Annotated in this window: 12 protein-coding genes, 1 tRNA gene and 2 pseudogenes; 1 reads left to right on the forward strand and 14 read right to left on the reverse strand. The window is 58.6% G+C overall.

Annotated features, from left to right (window positions below; all coding sequences use genetic code 11):
* Positions 1 to 50: 50 nt before the first annotated feature.
* Positions 51 to 127: transfer RNA gene (locus GTW25_RS18980), tRNA-Met, on the forward strand.
* Here the strand turns inward: GTW25_RS18980 and GTW25_RS18985 are convergent.
* From GTW25_RS18985 to GTW25_RS19050, 14 genes and pseudogenes are all read right to left on the reverse strand, one after another.
* On the reverse strand, positions 84 to 1781 hold the full coding sequence (locus GTW25_RS18985; protein ID WP_252913915.1) for a recombinase family protein: 1698 nt from the start codon (positions 1779 to 1781) through the stop codon (positions 84 to 86). The genes GTW25_RS18980 and GTW25_RS18985 overlap by 44 nt on opposite strands.
* Before the next feature lie 39 nt (positions 1782 to 1820).
* Positions 1821 to 2021 (reverse strand): type II toxin-antitoxin system prevent-host-death family antitoxin, encoded by a 201-nt coding sequence (locus GTW25_RS18990; RefSeq protein WP_252913868.1) that lies wholly within the window; start codon positions 2019 to 2021, stop codon positions 1821 to 1823.
* A gap of 70 nt (positions 2022 to 2091) precedes the next feature.
* Positions 2092 to 2286: a hypothetical protein gene (locus GTW25_RS18995; RefSeq protein WP_252913869.1), complete on the reverse strand. Its 195-nt coding sequence runs from the start codon at positions 2284 to 2286 to the stop codon at positions 2092 to 2094.
* Positions 2287 to 2465: 179 nt separating this feature from the next.
* Positions 2466 to 3014: pseudogene (locus GTW25_RS19000) on the reverse strand (integrase core domain-containing protein); the annotation flags it as partial.
* 28 nt (positions 3015 to 3042) lie between these two features.
* A complete protein-coding gene (gene tnpC / locus GTW25_RS19005; RefSeq protein ID WP_143795163.1) occupies positions 3043 to 4599 on the reverse strand; it encodes an IS66 family transposase in 1557 nt (518 codons plus the stop codon).
* A 54-nt stretch (positions 4600 to 4653) separates the two neighbouring features.
* The gene (tnpB, locus tag GTW25_RS19010) at positions 4654 to 5007 is read right to left on the reverse strand and encodes an IS66 family insertion sequence element accessory protein TnpB (RefSeq protein ID WP_143795164.1); all 354 of its coding nucleotides are present in this window, start codon (positions 5005 to 5007) and stop codon (positions 4654 to 4656) included.
* Positions 5004 to 5393, reverse strand: coding sequence for an IS66-like element accessory protein TnpA (gene tnpA, locus GTW25_RS19015; RefSeq protein WP_135817181.1), 390 nt, complete (start codon positions 5391 to 5393; stop codon positions 5004 to 5006). Before tnpA ends, tnpB begins: the two co-directional genes overlap by 4 nt.
* A gap of 84 nt (positions 5394 to 5477) precedes the next feature.
* Positions 5478 to 6127: pseudogene (locus GTW25_RS19020) on the reverse strand (transposase); the annotation flags it as partial.
* 211 nt (positions 6128 to 6338) lie between these two features.
* Positions 6339 to 9101, reverse strand: a complete 2763-nt coding sequence (locus tag GTW25_RS19025) for a DEAD/DEAH box helicase (protein ID WP_252913870.1) — start codon at positions 9099 to 9101, stop codon at positions 6339 to 6341.
* Between the two features lie 8 nt (positions 9102 to 9109).
* The gene (locus GTW25_RS19030; RefSeq protein WP_204158001.1) at positions 9110 to 9610 is read right to left on the reverse strand and encodes a hypothetical protein; all 501 of its coding nucleotides are present in this window, start codon (positions 9608 to 9610) and stop codon (positions 9110 to 9112) included.
* A gap of 2 nt (positions 9611 to 9612) precedes the next feature.
* Positions 9613 to 12816 (reverse strand): DUF1156 domain-containing protein, encoded by a 3204-nt coding sequence (locus GTW25_RS19035; RefSeq protein ID WP_252913871.1) that lies wholly within the window; start codon positions 12814 to 12816, stop codon positions 9613 to 9615.
* 13 nt (positions 12817 to 12829) lie between these two features.
* Entirely contained in the window at positions 12830 to 13819 is a 990-nt protein-coding gene (locus GTW25_RS19040) for a hypothetical protein (protein ID WP_252913872.1), read from the reverse strand.
* Positions 13819 to 16572: a DUF499 family protein gene (locus GTW25_RS19045; RefSeq protein WP_252913873.1), complete on the reverse strand. Its 2754-nt coding sequence runs from the start codon at positions 16570 to 16572 to the stop codon at positions 13819 to 13821. The genes GTW25_RS19040 and GTW25_RS19045 overlap by 1 nt, the downstream gene beginning before the upstream one ends.
* Complete coding sequence (locus GTW25_RS19050) at positions 16573 to 17454, reverse strand: BrxR family transcriptional regulator (RefSeq protein ID WP_252913874.1); 882 nt, start codon at positions 17452 to 17454, stop codon at positions 16573 to 16575.
* Positions 17455 to 17708 lie beyond the last annotated feature (254 nt).

The raw sequence follows: 17708 nt of genomic DNA on the forward strand, positions 1-17708 counted from the left end.
CAAACAGAAAAGCCCGGGCTGCCCCGGCCGGCAAATGCCGAACACGGTGACGCGGGGTGGAGCAGCCCGGTAGCTCGTCAGGCTCATAACCTGAAGGTCGTAGGTTCAAATCCTACCCCCGCAACCACTGATAACGACAAACCCGTAGCATCCGCTGCGGGTTTTGTTGTTTTTACAGTCTTTCCAATGGCTTGCCGCTCCGTCCAGTTCAGGATCGTGCTCAGTTCTCCGTGCAGCGTCGCGTAAATCTCGCCGCGTTCCGGCCCCGGCGTCAGCGAAATCTTCTCGATCAGGCCGCGCAAAGTTTCCGCTGCTTCCTGTCGCTCTTCCTTGCGATTGAGCGCCTTGGTCAGGGCGGAAACCTTTTTTGCATAGATCGCCGAGGCGCTCGGCAGAATGTCCGGTTTGTCCTCTGGCGCGTCGGCCAGCAGGGCGTTCAGTTCGGTCTTGCGCGCCTCCAGCGTGTCCATCTCTGCCTTCATGCTCTCATGGAACATGCCAGCCTTGATCGCCTCGATGATGCCGCGGATCTGCTTCTCGATCTTCACCAGTTCTGCTTTCCAGGCATCGCCGCTGGAGCGGCGTTCCCGGTTCAGCCGATTGGTTTCCTCGGCATAGGCGCGCATCGCCTCCTCGACGATCTCGGGGGCCATCATGCGGTCCTTGAGGCCGGAGAGCACGCGTGCTTCCAGATCCTCACGCGGGATCGTGCGGCTGTTTGAACAGGCGCCCTTGCTGATGTGGTTCGAGCAGGCGAACCGATCAGCGCCGCGCAGCGAGTAGGGGCCTCCGCAACAGCCACAGAACACCAGGCCGGAGAGAAGGGACTTCGGGCGACGTGTGCCGTTCAGACGGTTCTTTTTGTGGTGATTGCGCACGGCTTCGGTGACGTTGGCAAACTTCTCGGCGATCTCGCCCTGCCGGACACGAACTGAATGCCACAGTTCGTCATCGACAATGCGCAGCTCCGGCACATCCTTGATGATCCATTCCGATTCCGGGTTCAGCCGCGACACGCGCTTTCCGGTCGATGGATCCTTGATGTAGCGAAGCCGGTTCCAGATCAGACGACCGATATAAAGTTCATTATTCACCAGCCCCGTGCCGCGCTTCACATGGCCGCGGATGGTGGTATCGCTCCAGAGCTTACCAGCCGGACCGGGGACACCTTCCTCGTTCAATGTGCGGGCGATGGTGCGCGGACCCACGCCGGCAGCGAACTCGCGGAAGATGCGGCGGACAACATTCGCCTCGGCTTCGTTGATCTCGCGATCACCACGAATGGGATCGCCGCGCGCATCGAGCTGCTTGACGACATTGTAGCCAAAGCACAGACCGCCACCCGATTTGCCGTCCTCGACGCGGCCTCGAATGCCGCGATGGGTTTTGGCAGCGAGGTCTTTCAGGAACAGCGCGTTCATCGTGCCCTTGAGGCCGACATGAAGCTCGCTGATCTCGCCCTCGGATAGCGTGACAATGGGAACGCCTGCGAATTTGAGGTGCTTGTAGAAGGTGGCGACGTCAGCCTGGTCGCGACTGATGCGATCCAGTGCCTCAGCCAGCACGATGTCGAACTGTCCAGCCTGCGCATCCTGAAGGAGCGCCTGAATGCCGGGGCGCAGGATCATACTTGCGCCGGAGATGCCCGCATCCTTGTAGGTTCCGACGATCTTCCACTTCTCGCGCTTCGCCTGCTCGCGGCAGATACGCAACTGGTCCTCGATCGACGCCTCGCGCTGATTGTCGGAAGAATATCGGGCATAGAGCGCAACGCGGGTCATATCGGCAGTCCTTTCAATCTCCGGGTTCGGGGAGGTATCTTAATTCTGTTCAGGTTCGGAGGCGGCTTCGACGGCTTTGCCCCTGCGCTGCGCCGCTGACAGTAGCTCGTCATATTGAGCGGCCGACATCAGCACAAACTCGCGCCGACCATGTCGCGTGATCTCTACCGGTTCACGGTGAGACTCGTTCAGATACTGTCCGAACTTGCGCTGGAATTCGAGGGAGGTTGTGGTTGGCATCGCAGACCCCAGGAGAATAGGTCTGCTTAAATAATACGTGTTATACGTATATGGCAAGAGAATTTGCAGGTCAGCTACGCAGGTGGCGTTGTGCTTTGCGCTCCGCTGCCAGTTTACGCTCGAACTGCTCGCGGGCGATCTGGCGTCCGATCAGGCGAGCCAGCGACATCAAGGCATTGTCTTTGCGCGCAGGATCGTGCCGGTCCGTTTCCGGTCCGGTCGAGGCTGTAACCTCGACATTGATCCTGTTCCGCTTGACCGCCATCGTCTCCAAAATCCCGTGCCCCGAAAGGGGATGGGGCAATGGAAACGCGGAATGTCATCGCAGGGGAAGGCCTCGGGCATAGCTGTGCGGTGAATAGGATACCGTGGCGTAGAAAAGGGACGGCGTATTTGGAAGCGAAAGTGGCTGAACAGATCCCATAATGACCTGCCACGGAATTTTCATCCGGCTGCGATTAGAGCCTCGTCGGTTTTTGATACGCCAGATGGCGCGGTGGGAGCAACCGGCGGAAACGCGTAGCTTTCAAATTGCGCAGCGTTGGAGCCGGTTGCGGCGATGGTCCCGGCATAGGCTGCCGGGGTCTGGTATCCGAGCGACGAGTGCGGCCGGAAATGGTTGTAATCGTCCGCCCATTCAGTGATGGCGCTGCGGGCATGATCGAGGCCGAAGAACAGGCTTTCGTTGAGCAGTTCGTCGCGCATGCGGCCGTTGAAACTCTCGACATAGCCGTTCTGCATCGGTCTTCCCGGCGCGATGTAGTGCCATTCGATCTTATGATCCTTCGACCATGCGAGGATGGCATTCGAGGTGAGTTCGGTCCCGTTGTCGGAGACGATCATTCCGGGTTTGCCGCGCCGTTCGATCAGTGTCGTCAGTTCGCGAGCAACACGACGGCCGGAGATCGACGTGTCCGGGATGGCCGCCAGGCATTCGCGCGTAACGTCGTCGACAATGTTAAGCACGCGGAAGCGCCTGCCGCAGGCGAACTGTAAGCGGTCGCTGGCCCCCACTGTCGACTTAGCTTGACGGCTTGAAGTTCCACGGTAGCAGGTCATCGAGGCGGCTTTGTGGATGGCCGGTGGCGATCGCCGTGAGGGTGGCCTTCAGATAGGCAAAGGGCTCAATGCCGTTGATCTTGCAGGTCTCGATCAACGAGGCGATGCGGCCCCAAGCAACGCCGCCTTCGTCGTGACCTGCGAAGAGCGCATTCTTGCGATTGAGGGTGATGGGGCGGATCAGATTTTCGACCCTGTTGGAGTCGATCTCGATGCGCCCGTCGGTCAGGAAGGCTTGCAGCCCTTCCCAGTGGTTATGGATGTAGGTGAGTTTTTCGCCCAACCGGGATTTGGTGGAGATCTTTCGGCGTTGCGCCTGCAGCCAGCCGCCGAAGGCTGCCACCAGCGGTGCGGTGCGGGCTTGGCGGGCCGAGAGGCGCTGGCCGGGCGAGACACCGCGGATGTCGGCCTCGACGGCGTAGAACTCGGCGATGCGGCGCAGCCCCTCAGCAGCGATGTCGGAGCCATCGCGGTCGAAGACTTCCTTTAGTTTGCGCCTTGCATGCGCCCAGCAATGCGCGACCCGAATGGGGGCACCGCCCTTGCGCGAGGGTTTGGTCAGCCGGTTATAGCCTGTGTAACCGTCGATTTGCAGAATGCCATCGAAGCCGGTCAGGAAGGTCTCGGCATTCTCGCCCGCGCGGCCGGGGGCATAGAAGTAGACCACGCCGGGCGGGTCCTCGCCGCCCCAGGGCCGGTCATCGCGCGCCAGTGCCCAGAGATATCCGGTTTTTGTCGTCCCGCGCCCCGGGTCCAGCACCGGGGCCGTCGTTTCGTCCATGAACAGCTTGCCCGACCGTTTGAGATGCTCGGCCAGCCGATCCACCACCGGCGTCAGATGGAATGCGGCCTTGCCCACCCAATCGGCCAGAACGGCGCGGTGCAGATCAAGGCCCGCCCGCGCCAGGATCTGGCTCTGTCTATACAACGGCAGATGGTCCGCATACTTGCTGACCAGCACATGGGCGAGCGTCGCCTCGGTCGGCAGCCCGCCCGTGATCAGGCGGGAGGGTGCTGGTGCCTGAGTGACGCCGTCGGTGCAGGACCGGCAGGCATATTTCGGGCGGACGGTGACGATGACGCGCAGCTGGGCAGGCACGATGTCCAGCCGCTCGCTGCGGTCTTCACCGATCTTGTGCATGATGCCGCAGCCGCAGGGGCAGATCAGGCTGGCGGGCTCGATGACTTCTTCGATACGCGGCAGTGCAGCCGGCAGGTTGCCGATATTGCGCTTCGGCGCGGGCCTGGTCGCCCCCTTGCCCGCCCTGGTGGCCTGCGTTTCCCTCGAAGCCTCGACCTCGGCCAACGCAATGGACAGGTCCTCGAAAGCCAGCTGCCGCTCATCCTCGGTCAGCTTTTCCGACCGCTTGCCATGCAGGGCATGGTTCAGCTCGGCGATCAGGTGCTCCTGGCGTCTAGTGATGTCCTTGAGAGCCGCCACCTCTTCCAGCAACGCCTGAACCGCCGCGCGCTGCGCGTTGGGAATGGCGGAAAGATCGAGAACAGAGGCTGCGAACATGCTCTGATTTTATCAAGGATCTCCGGCAAAAACATGGAAAATCAGACAACTGATTCATTCTGCCGCAGCAGGGGGGCGGGTTTCCAGAGCTTTGACCTTGCGCCAGTCGAGCCCGGCAAACAGCGCCTCAAACTGGGCATGGTTCAGCGCCATGATCCCGTCCTTGACGGCCGGCCAGGTAAAGGTTGTATCCTCCAGCCGCTTGTAAGCCATTACCAGACCGGTGCCGTCCCAATACAAAAGCTTCAGCCTGTCCGCCCGGCGCGAGCGGAACACGAACACCGTGCCGGTGAACGGATCCTTGCGCAGCACCGACGACACCAGTGCAGCCAGGCCATCATGCCCCTTGCGGAAATCGACGGGTTTGGTCGCAACCATGATCCTCACGCGGTTGGAGGGGAAGATCATGGGGTAGCCGCCAGGGCGCGCACGACCATGGCAATCCGCTCCGCCGAGGCCCCGGCTTCCAGACGGATCACCACCGCGCCCGCGACGATCTCCGGCCGGGCCACGGCACCGACATCGGCCCGCGGCGCATCTTCAGCGGGGCCGAGCAACAGCGCCGCAAACTCTACCGGATCTTCAGGAGCAGGCAGCACCAGTCGCCCTTTCCGCGCCAGCGTCCGCCAAGAAGAGACATGGTTCGCCGGCACCCCGTGCCGCCGCGCAACGGTATTCACGGTCACGCCCGGCATCAGCGTCTCCGCCACAATCCGCGCCTTTACCTCATCCGGCCACTTCCGGTTCCGACGGCCGCGGCCGCCAGCCGGGAGAAGCTCCAATGCAGACTCCATGGAGAAACTCCGTCCCAACAATCATCGCGGTCCAATGAACCGATCAGAATGCCGCGCGGAAGGTGGGGGGCAGAGAACGCTTACGGCGAACTGATCGTGGACGAAATCCAGTGACCATCGCGCATTGGCCTTCGCCTCCACCAGGATCGGCGCACGTGTGCCCACGGCACGTCGCCGAGCCTTCCGTTTGCGAACGGAAAGACCCTCTTCGCGATACAGCCGATAGATGCGATTGACGCCTGATGGCTCTCCATCACGCCGAAGCAAAATGAACAGTCGTCGGTAGCCGAAACGTCGCCGCTCGTTGGCGAGATCGCGCAACCTCAATCGCAGTGCGACCTCCGGCGGTCGGCAGGATCGGTAACGGACCATCTTGCGGTCGGCGGATATGATCTGGCAGGCCCGCCGCTCCGAAAGAGCCATGACGGCCTTCAGGTGCGCGACGGCATCGCGCTTGGCGGCAGGCCCTACCATTTTTTTGAAAGAAGCTCGCGGAGTGCGGCAACATCCAGCATTTGCTCGGCCAGCAGCTTCTTCAGCTTGGCGTTCTCCTCCTCAAGCGCCTTCAGCCGTTTCGCCTCGGAGACCTCCATGCCGCCGTATTTGGCTTTCCAGTTGTAAAATGTCGCCTCGGAAATCCCGTGCTTGCGGCACAGGTCAGCTGCTTTCGCGCCAACCTCCTGCTCACGCAGCACCCCGATAATCTGCTCTTCCGTAAATCTCTGCTTCTTCATGCGTCCGTCCTCAATGGACCGGACTCTAACCAATTCTGGAGGAAATTACCCGTGGCAGGTCAATAAGCACACAGATGATTTCGAATCTTCTCCATCTGCCACTTGCATAATGAATACCTAAACCGTTGCGTTTTTAACGCAAGCCTGAGAAGCATAGAGACGTGACGCACAATGTTAAGACTAAACACTATCCGAAAATGGTAACCATAAGCTAAGTAATCTCAACATAGCCAATGAGTTCTGCAGAGTAGCTTCCATCTCCAGCTGCGGTGCCCTTATGCTTGAGTTCCCGTTGAAGGGAGGGCTCGACGGTCTTGCTGAAGATGCTGATCCGCTCATCCTCGCCCAGGAAAGGTCGAGAGGGCGACAACCTGAGCACCTGATCAACCTGGCGCTCAATTGCAGGAAGCCTTGTCCCCTCAGGGCTGACCGCGATGGATTGTATGGTTGTCCGTTTTTCACCTTGACCGTTGGTCGCTTCCACAAGCCACAACGAGAGGATGGCTGGTTCAATTCCATTCCCCTCAAGGGCTACTCCGAGAAAATTCGGATTGAGCGAACGCCACCTGCCCAGTTCCTCCTGGACCGCCGGATGATCAAGCCCCAGGAGATCGTACGTTTCGGAGGAAGTTGCGACATCGCGGTTTAGAGTAAATCGAATGCGGCGGGCACCATCGACCGTAAGTAAATCGATAGTCTCTGCATCAACCTTCGAGAGCCTTAGATTCCGGTCCGCCATAGCCACCGACAAGAAATCAACCAACCGCTCCAAACCCGTGGAAACATCGGAGAACGGCTTGTAATCATCCAGACTGAAGCCTTCGAGATCTTGGAAGAGATCAAATACTACCTCCCGTGCCTCGCGTGCGTTTGCCAAGGCCGCCTCAAGTTCAACTGCGGTCCGTTTCAGCTCTGGGTCACCCAGAGCCTCTTGGTAAAGCCGATCGTAGTTCAATCGCTCTGACAGCTGCCCAAGTATTTGAGAACGCAGATCTTCTGCGACGTTGCCTTGCTCGTCGACTTTTCCGAGCGTTCTCGCGATTTCCGTAAGCTTGTCGTCAAGCAGAAGAAAAATGCGCCCTTCGATCGTATCAGAAAGGACCAAGTTGTAGACTTGCGCGGTGTGCGCTTGACCATATCGATGAATTCGACCGATCCGCTGTTCCATATCCATTGGATTCCAGGGCAGGTCAAAATTGAAAAGGATGCGTGCGAACTGCAGATTGATTCCCTCGCGGCCTGCTGCGGTGCAGACCATTACACGCGGCCCATCCTTCAACTTGAAGCGGCGTTCAGCAGCGGCTTTGGCGCCGTGATCACCGCCACGGAGAACTACGACGCCTTGACCGGGATATGTCGCCTCGATTTCACGGGCCAAGAGGTCCACTGTTCCCAAATATGTGGCAAAGATCACAATCTTTTCGTTGGGATTTTGACGCCACAAGGTACCAAGGCCGTCGAGTAGCTTCTGCACCTTAGTTTCACGCTGCACCGGAAAAACCGACAGCAAGTCTGCAATTCGCAACCGCTCTTCCGGTAGATGCAGGTCGATCGCTGCCGAGGCGACATCCTCCATATGAGAAGACGCAAATTCCGAGCCATAAGGATCGGACGCCATCTCCAGCGCTTCCTCGTCCCACTTCTTTGCGAGCCTATATTTTAGGTCGGCCATTATCCGGTCGACTTCACTTTTCCCGATCGGATCCCTTTCAAGCCCCCATTCGGCATGAATCAGCTCCCGCGCTTCATCGAACAGTCGCTCGCGACCTTCAATATCAAGCTCCTTGTCCCGCAGAAGCGCCTCTTGCAGGGTGAGCATGAGCATACGTCGCTTGAGCGTTCGCCTCACGGCAGCGAAGCTGGACGCTGCGATCTTTTGGAAGATCGCCATGAGGAAGCCCAAGGCTCGCCCTTGGTTTCCTTTTCGTTTGGCCAGGTCGAAACCTTCTTCGAGGTATTCGCGCAGCCGCTCATAAAAGCGTCGCTCCTCCTCACCCATCAGGAAGGATTCTGTATGTACCCACCGGCGTGCGAAAAGCGGGTCTCCATCCGGGCGGCAAGCATCCGCCTTGGTCCGTCGGAACATCACGGTATTCAAGCGATGTCGATTTTCCAACATCTCCTCAGGGCTGCCGAAGAGCGTGGGATTTAGCAGTTGGATGAGCATCCAGAACTGGAAGTGGTTTCCTTGATGTGGCGTCGCGGAGAGGAGAAGGAGGTCTCGCGTGTGACCTTTCAAAGCCTCGCCGAGTTTGTAGTTTTCCGTCTTCCGAACTTTCCCACCCGTTCGATAGGCGGTCAGGTGGTGCGCCTCGTCAAAGACAACAAGATCCCAATGTGGAGCTTCCAACAGGCGTTTGATACGCGCTGGCCGCTTCAACGTGTCGATGCTGGCAATGAGCCGGTCATGTTTCGCGAAAGCGTTAGTCTTGCGGTCGGTGATATCGCCTTCCGACCCAAAGACCTCGAAGTCCAGGTTGAAGACTTCGTTCAGCTCCCGGTGCCAGTTGTTTACGAGGCCCGCAGGCACAACCATCAGGGCACGATCAAGCTCACCGCGGCTTGCCAATTCACGGAGCACGAGCGCGGTTTCGATTGTCTTTCCGAGACCGACTTCGTCGGCGATAAGAAATCGACGAGGCGAGGCTGTTGCGATGCGATGTGTCAGAACGACCTGGTGGGGCAGAAGGTCGATCCGCGCGGACGTGAGCGCGGACGCGCTCTCCATCACGGGCAGTGCGTGAGCCTCGTAGGATAGCCAGACGGATCGCGCCCGCTCGGCGGTGCCCTCTACTGATCGCAGTATGCGCTCGGTGCGCGACAGCTCCTTCTGGATGCTGGCGATCGGAACGCGGCGCTCTCCGATGCTGAAGAATGCACGGAGGTAGCCGTCGCGCGGTGCTTCAAGCACAACACCAGCGCCGAAATCGAAATGGGTGATCCGCTCACCAGGGCCAAAGGCGGTCTGTTCCATTTGCACGATCAGGTGATCCTCAAATGGAACAGGCCGACCGATTTGCCGCCCTGCGCAAGAATGATTTCTTGCGGATACTCCCAGGCCTCTCCCCACAAGACCCGTCCGAAATCGATCGTCTCGCTGGAAAATGGCGCAGAGCATCGCCACCGCACGGCATCGGTCGCAAGGTCGATGGGCATTCGCCTCTGGCCGTTGGGCAGCCAGAACACCAGCGATGCCTGACCATCGTAGAAATCCTGGAAGGAGAGGATCGCCGATTTCAGGGCACCGCCAAGCCAGGCATCGGCGTCCACCGGCGACAGAAGATCGAGGCAGGCATCGAGGCCCGCCACGACCAACGTGTCACCGCCGTTGCTCGGCAGTTCGTCCGGCCACGATTTGGTGGCAAGCATCAGTTGGCGCAGGCTGTAGACCTCGCTCGCCCGCGCAACCTTCGCGAAGGCGTCGTCGTCCCAAATCCAGCTGACGCCCCGACGTTGCCAAACGCTGTCGAGCACCTGTTTCATGCTCAATCCTCCAAGAAGAACGACAGCTGCTGGACCTGCTCTTTGTTGCTGGCAGCCCAGTTGTTGTAGATGCTCAGCGCCCGCGAGGCGGCGTTGCGCATCTGCTGCGTCTGACCCCGTTTGCTCATCCATTCGAGAAGGCTCTTCAGCGCCGCGTGCGGCTTGAAGTTCTCGTTCTTCAGCGTGTCGGCTGCGTTGATGCCGCTACCGTCATAACAGGCGCCCATCAGAACGAAGGTCTGGTCCAGGTCGGCCGACAGCTTGCGCCGGTGCCGTCCCTGCCAATCCTGTGCGATTGCCAGCGGGTCGTTGAGGTAGAACACCTTTTTCTCTTCGCGAGCCCAGCCGCGGTTCACGAATTCATCCGGGGCGATACCCGAGCCGCGCAGCATCTTCTGCATCTGGTCCCGAGCGAGCTCGGTCCTGCCGTCGAAAATGCGCAGAAACTGTCGGGTAATCGGCTCTGCGGTCACCGGCGGCGGCTCGGAGGCCTTGTTGGCATCTTCGTCGATCAGCTGGTTGATGCCGACGAGGGCATCCTTGACCGAAATCGGCCGGCCTTCGTCGACATAAACCTTACCGTAGTGCTGCGAGAAGTATTCGAGCGCCTTACCGCGCCGAATGACCTGGATGTCGGCTTCTGGAAGACCCCGCTGGGCGTGATTTTCCAGCAGGCCTTGCAGCTGACGAACGTCAGCCAGAACCTCTCGGCGCATACGGGCCCAGCTGACGGCCTTCGGTTCATGAATGCGTTTCCGGCACACGTGCACGATGTCGTATTCGATGGTCTTGGAACCAAACTCTCCTTCGCCCTTCGTTTCGTCCGAGCGGATTGGATAGGTCGCCTCGAGATAGAAACCGGCGTCGAAGAGCGATTCCAACACCGACACCCACGGAGCGTCTTCACTATGGTGGAAGGTGAATGCCAGAACTCCGCCGGGTTTTAGGACACGATGAGCCTCGCGCCAGCAGCCGGTCAGCAAGCGCTGGTAAAATCCATCCGGGTCTTCGGGCTCTCGTGCCTTGTTTGACACGGCCTCCATTGATTTTGGTGTGTATTCCGGGCCGAAGTACTCTGGGTACTTCGCCTTCAGCGGGAGGCGAAGCCAAACGTAGAAGAAGTCCGCGAGTTCGGAATAATGTAGCAATCCGCCAAACGGTGGATCAGTAATCACCAAGTCCAAAGACTGATCACGATGGTGAACCAGTTCAGTGGATGAGCCTTGAGTGATTTCAGTGGGACGTACGGGATCAGACGGGTAAACCTTTTCACTTTTACCAGAGATATTCGAAGCGATAGCAGGTTCTGTCAGAGCCAAGGTTTCCGCACTTACGGCTTCCCAAGGTCGCTGAGCCCATTCCCGACCCTCGACGATACCATCTGAAGACGACGCCCAATTTCCACGGCCTAGCTTTGAGAAGACGCAGTTCTCGATGACCGTAGATTTCGGATGGAAGTTATTATTGGAGAACATGGGCTCGGGCGTGTCGCGCTGAGGGTTCCAGAAGCTAAACAGACATTGGTTTCTGAGATACTGTTGGAATGCGCCAAGCACATATTCGCGGACCGACCAGTCATACCCAGGCGTTTCGACAATCGCTTTTAGTATCTGAGAGTGAACCAACAGCTGGCGCGGATTGAACATCGTCCACCAATGAGTGAAACCATGATTCGGTACGCCGCCTTGCAGGTGATGCGTCATGAAGCCGTAGGGCAAAGGTGACTTCGGCCAATAGTCACGCAAATCTTGTTCGCTTCTCTTGCCCCACTCATCAATGGCGAAGTTGTATTGCTTGGCGATTTGCTCGTCGTATGGCTTGAAGAAGCGGCCGCCATATGGCGCACCGGTTTCCTTGTAGCCTTCAGAGAAGCATTGAATTGCATAGCCGGCCATTGGCCCTGTTTTTCCGGTCAGCTTGATGGCGTCGAGAACGTCATTCTCCCTACCGTCAGCTTGGCAGGTAAAGGTGGATTTCTTCGGAACGGTTCCACCTTTCTTTCCTGCAAAAAATGTCTTTCCCGTTTCCGGGCATGTGACGGTCTCCGGAAGGTCTCCGCGCACTTCAAGCAGCCTAAGCTTTCTAGCACGATCAATATTCCAACGGCTAGTTGCCTCAACACTATCTGTCGCGGAGCCACCGTAATCTCGCCCTTCGGCGTCTATTTTTGCACTGCCTTCAAGCCAATCGGGATGAACCAGAAGCGAAAGATCAACCTTCTTGTTTTTACCTTTGCCTAGCTTCACCATTCCGGTGTGACCGCAATGGGGGCAGATCACTCGACCTTTCGGGTCGAGGATGGAGTAGGGCTTTTCGTCGGGTGCCACATAAAGGGGAACATCGGGTGCCATGCGCGCCTCCGCATCTTCAATATCGAAGCGCTCGCTGCAGGACGGGCATTTGTGCGGCCAATGTTTCACGGTCAGTGACTTCACTGACATCACGTTGTTCGTCATGATCGGCGTGCGATGGCCGCAGCCGGTGACCTGGCAGGGTCCGTGCTTTGCCCAGAAGGTGTAGATGATCTCGGGCCCGTCGTAGGCATAGCCCTTCCGCTCCTCGGGCTTCAGGGCCAACGGATCGAAATCCGCGCCCATCACCTTGCCCGAGGGTTTGTGCGTCCAGGTGCCTTTCTCGCCGTTCGGGCCATCGCAGTAGTAGAACGGCATGATCTGCGGTTTCACCTCGGCCTCGATATCGGCCAGGAGGCGCTTCACCTCATCGAGATCAACATCGGCCAGTTCCTGCTTCACCACGAACCATGCCACCGGGTTCAGGTCGTTGCCAGACATCTGCATGCCGAGGCGCGATCCTTCGACCAGCGTCGTGCCGCCGCCCATGAAGATGTCGGCCACCTTCAGGTGCTTGAAGGCGCCTTTCTTCTGGTGGTTGGCGTAGTAGTTGTCCCAGACCAGCTTCGCTGCATGAGAGGGATCCTCGGGCGCCTTGGTCGCCGCCGCGATCAGCATGGAGCGGAACACGCTGGACCGCCGCCGAGCCCACCATTTCGACATCTGATAGATCGGCTTGCCCGCATTACCTTCAATCACGGCGACTTGGTTCACGGGCAGGATCGGAAAATCCACCTCTAGGCAAGTCTTGGGGCGGTTCGGATCGCTGAAATCGACGGTCTCCATTGTGACGGCTTTGCCAGCGCCAACCGCACGCGCGACCTCTTGGGCAATCTGTTCTTTCTTGGTCGCCATGGGCGTAAATTCCTTACTTCGTCAATTCAACAAACGGGCAGAGCATCTCGAGCAGGGACAAACCGCCATGCGCGAGGGTGGGGTAGCCGCCCTGGCTTTTCCATTTCCAGCGTCCGACCGCGAGCAGGTGCTTGCCGTGCTGGCTATCCACCGAAAGGGCGACAGGCGGGACAAAGGGACCGGGATCGTGGTCGCCGGATAGAAGCCGTCCGCTCTTCAGCGCGCCTTTCAGGAAGGAGGCCTGTTCGTCCATCGCATCATAGAACAGCCCTGTGGCGGCATACCCATGATCAGAGGTGATAACCAAACGACGACCGGTCGCGAGGCGCTCGACGAACTCCCAGAAATCATCGCTGGTCAATTGGGTTGCGATATCGCGCGTGAGGAGATCCAACCCCTGACCGGCACCGGCACCGTCGTGTAGTTTGCTGTCGGGCCATTGGTGCCAGAACACCCAGTTCGGCGAGGCGTCGATCAGACCGGCGCAGTCCTTCCAGGGCAGGTCAATCGTCTCGGTACTGGCGGGCGCCAGCTTGTGGACGAGCCCACCGCCGTTGTTCTGAAGCTGGCTCCGGCTTCCAAAGCCTAGCGCTTTGGCAAAGGCATTCGTCTCCGACGGTATTTCCGCACCGTAGGCGGCAGCGGTGTGAACAACAAACCCGCGTGCCTTTGCGCCCTCGAGAAGCCAAGGCATTTCTCGCAGACTAAGCCCATCGAGAATCAAGACGGCCTTGGCGCTGTAAGGCGCGGACCACCATTCAACGATCTTCTCAGCATTCCGCGGTGCGGCGTTCCCAAAGGTTTGCCACAACCCCCATGCCGCCGACGACAGAAAGTGGTCGATCTCGCCGATGGCCCGATCCCGTCGGGTCACTTCTCCAGGCGCCTTTTCGGCATCTATTGCTGCTCCGCAGATCGACATGACGCGCTCGATGATCGTGGCCCAAGCCTCATCATCAGGAGCTGTCGTCAGGCCCGCAATCGCTTCCAAGTCCAACGCCATCAGTTGTCCTCCTTGTCGAGCGACAACTCGAACGTCATGCCATCAGGCAGTTTCTTGAGGAGTTCCTTCAGCTGCGCGCCAGTCGCAGCGTCCACCTTTATGGTGACGGCTTTCACAGGCGTTGCTGGACCAATTCCCCAACCTTCGAGTTTCCCGATCAGGTTGAGCGGCGAGGTCGCGGGTGCGGCAAAGGGCATGCGAGGCGCGCCAGAGCTGGCACCACCACCGAAGATGCCGCCACCAGGTTGCGGCATCGGGTCCGGCGCGCCTGGTACTGATCCCGGGTTCTCAGACATTCCTCCGGGAGGCGCAGGCGTCGGCTCTGTGCCCCCGCCGAAGAGCCCGCTAGGGGGGGGCGTTCCCGGAACTGGCTGTGGATTTGCCCCCCCGGTCGCGGGAACGGCAGACGGCGGCAAGATGAACACCTCGTCAAGCTGGCGTCCTGTGTACGAAAGCTTCGGCCGCAGGCGTCGCCACGCGGTCTCTTCGTCCTCGCCTGACTGGGCCTGAAGATACTCCATTCCTCGAAGGTTGATCGCGATCTTGCCTTTGGCACAGAGACGCAAGATCCGCTCTTTCATGGCCGTCTCGCCCAACCATGGGATACAATCCTGGCCTGCCGGGCGAGGCTCTTGCAGTTCCTTAAGTAGCTTGCCGACCGAACTGTTATTGGTTGCGGCCTCAAGCACTAGGTGTTCAAAATCCTCACGGACGAACAAGTCGTTCGTCATCGCGGTTTCAATCGCTTCCGGAACCTTCGCTCCTTGCTCGCGAAGTGTCTCGATATGGAACTCGCATTTCGACGGGTCGCCAAAGTTCCAACTGTGCAGCACGGCAAAACGATCAAACCGCTTCTTGAGAATGTCCCGCAGCTCACCTTGGTATTTCGACTGCAGTTTACGATACTCCGCATTCTGCGCGCCCCATTCCTGCGCCTTCATTTCCGCCCTAGCGAGGACAAGAAGGTCACGATCATAGAAAGCGTTCGAAGTCCCGCTCCGAGGGATCAGGAACCGAACCGTGTTCCGACGTTTCTGGAGGTGATCTTTGAGCCACCGTCCAAGGCGCTCATCAATGCGATCCGGCTCCTCGGGGAGCACCAAAATCGGTAGCCTGTCGTCCCAACGCTCGGGCTGTTCACTCTCGTCCAAGCCCGTCCAAGGGTCGTTCAGCCAATTGCGGGGCAACGCGATGACACGGAATGTCTTGGCGACTTCCTCGCTGCCACCGATGACGTAGCGGGTTTCCTTAGCGAGTTGAATGAGGTCCGATCCATCCGTGAAAAGCTTGTCATTTCTCGCGGAGGCCATGACTTTGGCCTGAGGGTTTTCCTCTTCCTTGAAGACGAGCCGCGCTCCATCTTGGTGGATATTGAAGCTGTTCTCGATGACCGTTGCGAGCTCAACCTGGAAAGCATTGTCATCGACTGGTTTTGCCCGCGTCAGGTCGATTTGCAGAACAGAAGGCTCTGCGCCGGCCATGTTTCCGACCGCTATTGACCGCAGCCACAGCGAGCCGATGATTTCCTGAAGATGTGGGACCTTCGAGGCGTGGTCTGGCACGGCTTCGGTTACGGAGGTGAGGTTGCGAAGGGCTTTGTCGCGTAGGGCGCGGTGTTGCTGATTGGCAACCGAGTCCAGAAGTGCTCCGATCCCGGATGCATCGTCGTCGAGCCGAAAATCGGCAGCTGTCAAAACTGGCGCGTTCTCGCCGCTGCTCTTATGCAGGTTCGCCAAGATGCGGATGAGGTCGCGCGTCTCTTGGGCGTCTGTCGCCACAAGCACCTGATCCTCCAAGAGTTGCAGGAGGTGCGGCGCGAAGGGCCAGCATTCGACAAAGTCTCGCCGCTTCCTGTCCTGTTCGGAAGATGGCGTACCGAGCTGCCGAAAATATTCGTTGATGTGAACGTCGAGGGTGCCCTCAATTGCCGAGGAGCCGATCTGCAACCGGTTTTCAAACAGCCGATGGAGGAGCATGCGACGGCGATCATGCTGGATCTTGTCCGGGCTACCGCCAGCACGGAAATCCACCTGAACGGGATTCACCCTGTGGATCTGCTGGTATGCGTCGCTTGTCCCGTTTCGAACCGAAACCACGAGCACGAGGAGTTCGGGGTACTCCTTTGCAATCTCAGAGAGGATCTGGATGAAGTTGAACGCCCAGTTTTTCCACGGATACTGTTTAGTATTCGTGAGGCCGTCGAACCAGGTCTGAAACTCGTCGAGCAGCAGCATCGTCGGCGAATGCCGGAGCATCTCGAGGATGAGCTGGTCGGACGGAATGTCAGTCTTGCTGGCACCCATACCTTCCCACTTCCCCTTGATGTACGTGCCGTGTGGATGCCGTTCGAACAGAATGTCCCAGAGGAACTTATAGCGCTGACGATGGAGACTTTCCCCGATGACGAGCATGCCATTCCGCAGCGGGATTTGACCGATCGCCGGGTCAGACAGGGTAGTGGACCAGCTCTTCAACCAATCTCCGGTTGAGGCGGGATCACTAACAGTGTGATAGAGAGCGGCCATAAGGTGTGACTTCCCGAGGCCGCGTTCACCAATGACAACAACCGGTCGACCTTGCTGGGGGCCGACGGCTTCGATGCCTTTCAATAGATCGAGCGTAGGGTACGTGATCTCAAGAAAGTCGCGGGCCGGCACTTGTGTCGCCCCCGTATTCGCATCGTTGGACAGCTCAATTGCCGTCCCTTTGAGGCGCCGCCCTTTGAACTCATCCCTCAGTTTCAAACCAAGCATTTACGCCTCTCCAACTCGTTCTGCCGGCTTAGCCGGAAATGATGTTTCCCGGTTCAGCAGCACGATCTGCTGATCCTGCGGATTCCTCGCGGATGGATCCGTGTCCAGTCCAAGGCGCTTGAGCGTGTAATAAAGCAGCGCGCGGCGAACCTTGATCTCGACTTTCCCGTCCTGCATGCCGTAGTCGAGCGCGATCACCCTGGCCTGTGTCTCAGACAGGCCAGGGTGGGGCCCAACCTCCAAGGTAATCTCCGAATGCCAATCGTCGTCTCCGGCGGCAGAGGCTGCAGCCTCGGCGGTCCCTCGCACCTCAAGCATCCGCGACAGCAGGAAGTCCTTGAAGCAATCGTCGGTCATGCAGAAGGCTCGTGCATGCCATCGAAACCCATCGAAAGCGATTGCATGGGGTGCAATCCAGCGCCAGCGTGGATTTGGATTGGACAGCGATTGGTAATTAACCTCTATCGCTTCGGCGCGGCGAATGGCGCCAACGACCGCGCGCAAGGTTTCAGAATGAACGCCGCGCGCTGGAGTGGGCGTCGAACCAAATTCCAGCACATCGGTGATCCAGCAATCATCGCGATCTAGGATCCCTTCTTCCAAGGATCGCAACTGGGCCAAGTAACGACCTGCGTCCAGCTTCCCAAACACTGCCTTGAACCCCGGGCCGCGCACGTAGGTGCGCGCACTCTTGTCGTAGGTCATATTGTCGGGGGCGAAGCTGATGTAGCGATTAAGGTCGGATGAAGCCTGGTTCACCGACAGCCCGAACTGCTCCATGACATCGCTTCGGTTCACATGCCCCTCCCAAAACAGGCGAAATTCGATGAACTCGAGCCGCTGCTCGACGCCCCAGCGAAGATCCGACCTGTCGTTTTTCACAGCCTTGCCCTTGGGTTTGTTGTGGGTGCGCTAACTGTGCGCACACAATTTCTGTGTCCTTTGCACGCTATCTGATCGGCAGAGCGCGAGCAACTAAATTTGTAAGCAAGGACAGTTGTTTGCGTGGATAGGTGTGATTTGTAGTGGGCGAATAAATGCGAACTTGCCGGGCTCGGGCTATCGTCGGAATGTTAATCCAATCGTGGCGTCAAAATGCTAAATTTATTGCCATTCTGAATATTTTCCATTTTTTG

Origin of the sequence: Aliihoeflea aestuarii (assembly GCF_024105665.1) — a bacterium.
GTDB lineage: Bacteria > Pseudomonadota > Alphaproteobacteria > Rhizobiales > Rhizobiaceae > Aliihoeflea > Aliihoeflea aestuarii.

Bases quoted from the DNA above. Each gene is read 5' to 3' on its own strand.
- GTW25_RS19045 (WP_252913873.1), bottom strand. From the start codon at position 16,572: ATGCTTGGTTTGAAACTGAGGGATGAGTTCAAAGGGCGGCGCCTCAAA.
- GTW25_RS19030 (WP_204158001.1), bottom strand. From the start codon at position 9,610: ATGAAACAGGTGCTCGACAGCGTTTGGCAACGTCGGGGCGTCAGCTGG.
- tnpC (WP_143795163.1), bottom strand. From the start codon at position 4,599: ATGTTCGCAGCCTCTGTTCTCGATCTTTCCGCCATTCCCAACGCGCAG.
- tnpA (WP_135817181.1), bottom strand. From the start codon at position 5,393: ATGGAGTCTGCATTGGAGCTTCTCCCGGCTGGCGGCCGCGGCCGTCGG.
- GTW25_RS19040 (WP_252913872.1), bottom strand. From the start codon at position 13,819: ATGGCGTTGGACTTGGAAGCGATTGCGGGCCTGACGACAGCTCCTGAT.
- tnpB (WP_143795164.1), bottom strand. From the start codon at position 5,007: ATGATCTTCCCCTCCAACCGCGTGAGGATCATGGTTGCGACCAAACCC.
- GTW25_RS19035 (WP_252913871.1), bottom strand. From the start codon at position 12,816: ATGGCGACCAAGAAAGAACAGATTGCCCAAGAGGTCGCGCGTGCGGTT.
- GTW25_RS18985 (WP_252913915.1), bottom strand. From the start codon at position 1,781: ATGACCCGCGTTGCGCTCTATGCCCGATATTCTTCCGACAATCAGCGC.
- GTW25_RS18990 (WP_252913868.1), bottom strand. From the start codon at position 2,021: ATGCCAACCACAACCTCCCTCGAATTCCAGCGCAAGTTCGGACAGTAT.
- GTW25_RS19025 (WP_252913870.1), bottom strand. From the start codon at position 9,101: ATGGAACAGACCGCCTTTGGCCCTGGTGAGCGGATCACCCATTTCGAT.
- GTW25_RS18995 (WP_252913869.1), bottom strand. From the start codon at position 2,286: ATGGCGGTCAAGCGGAACAGGATCAATGTCGAGGTTACAGCCTCGACC.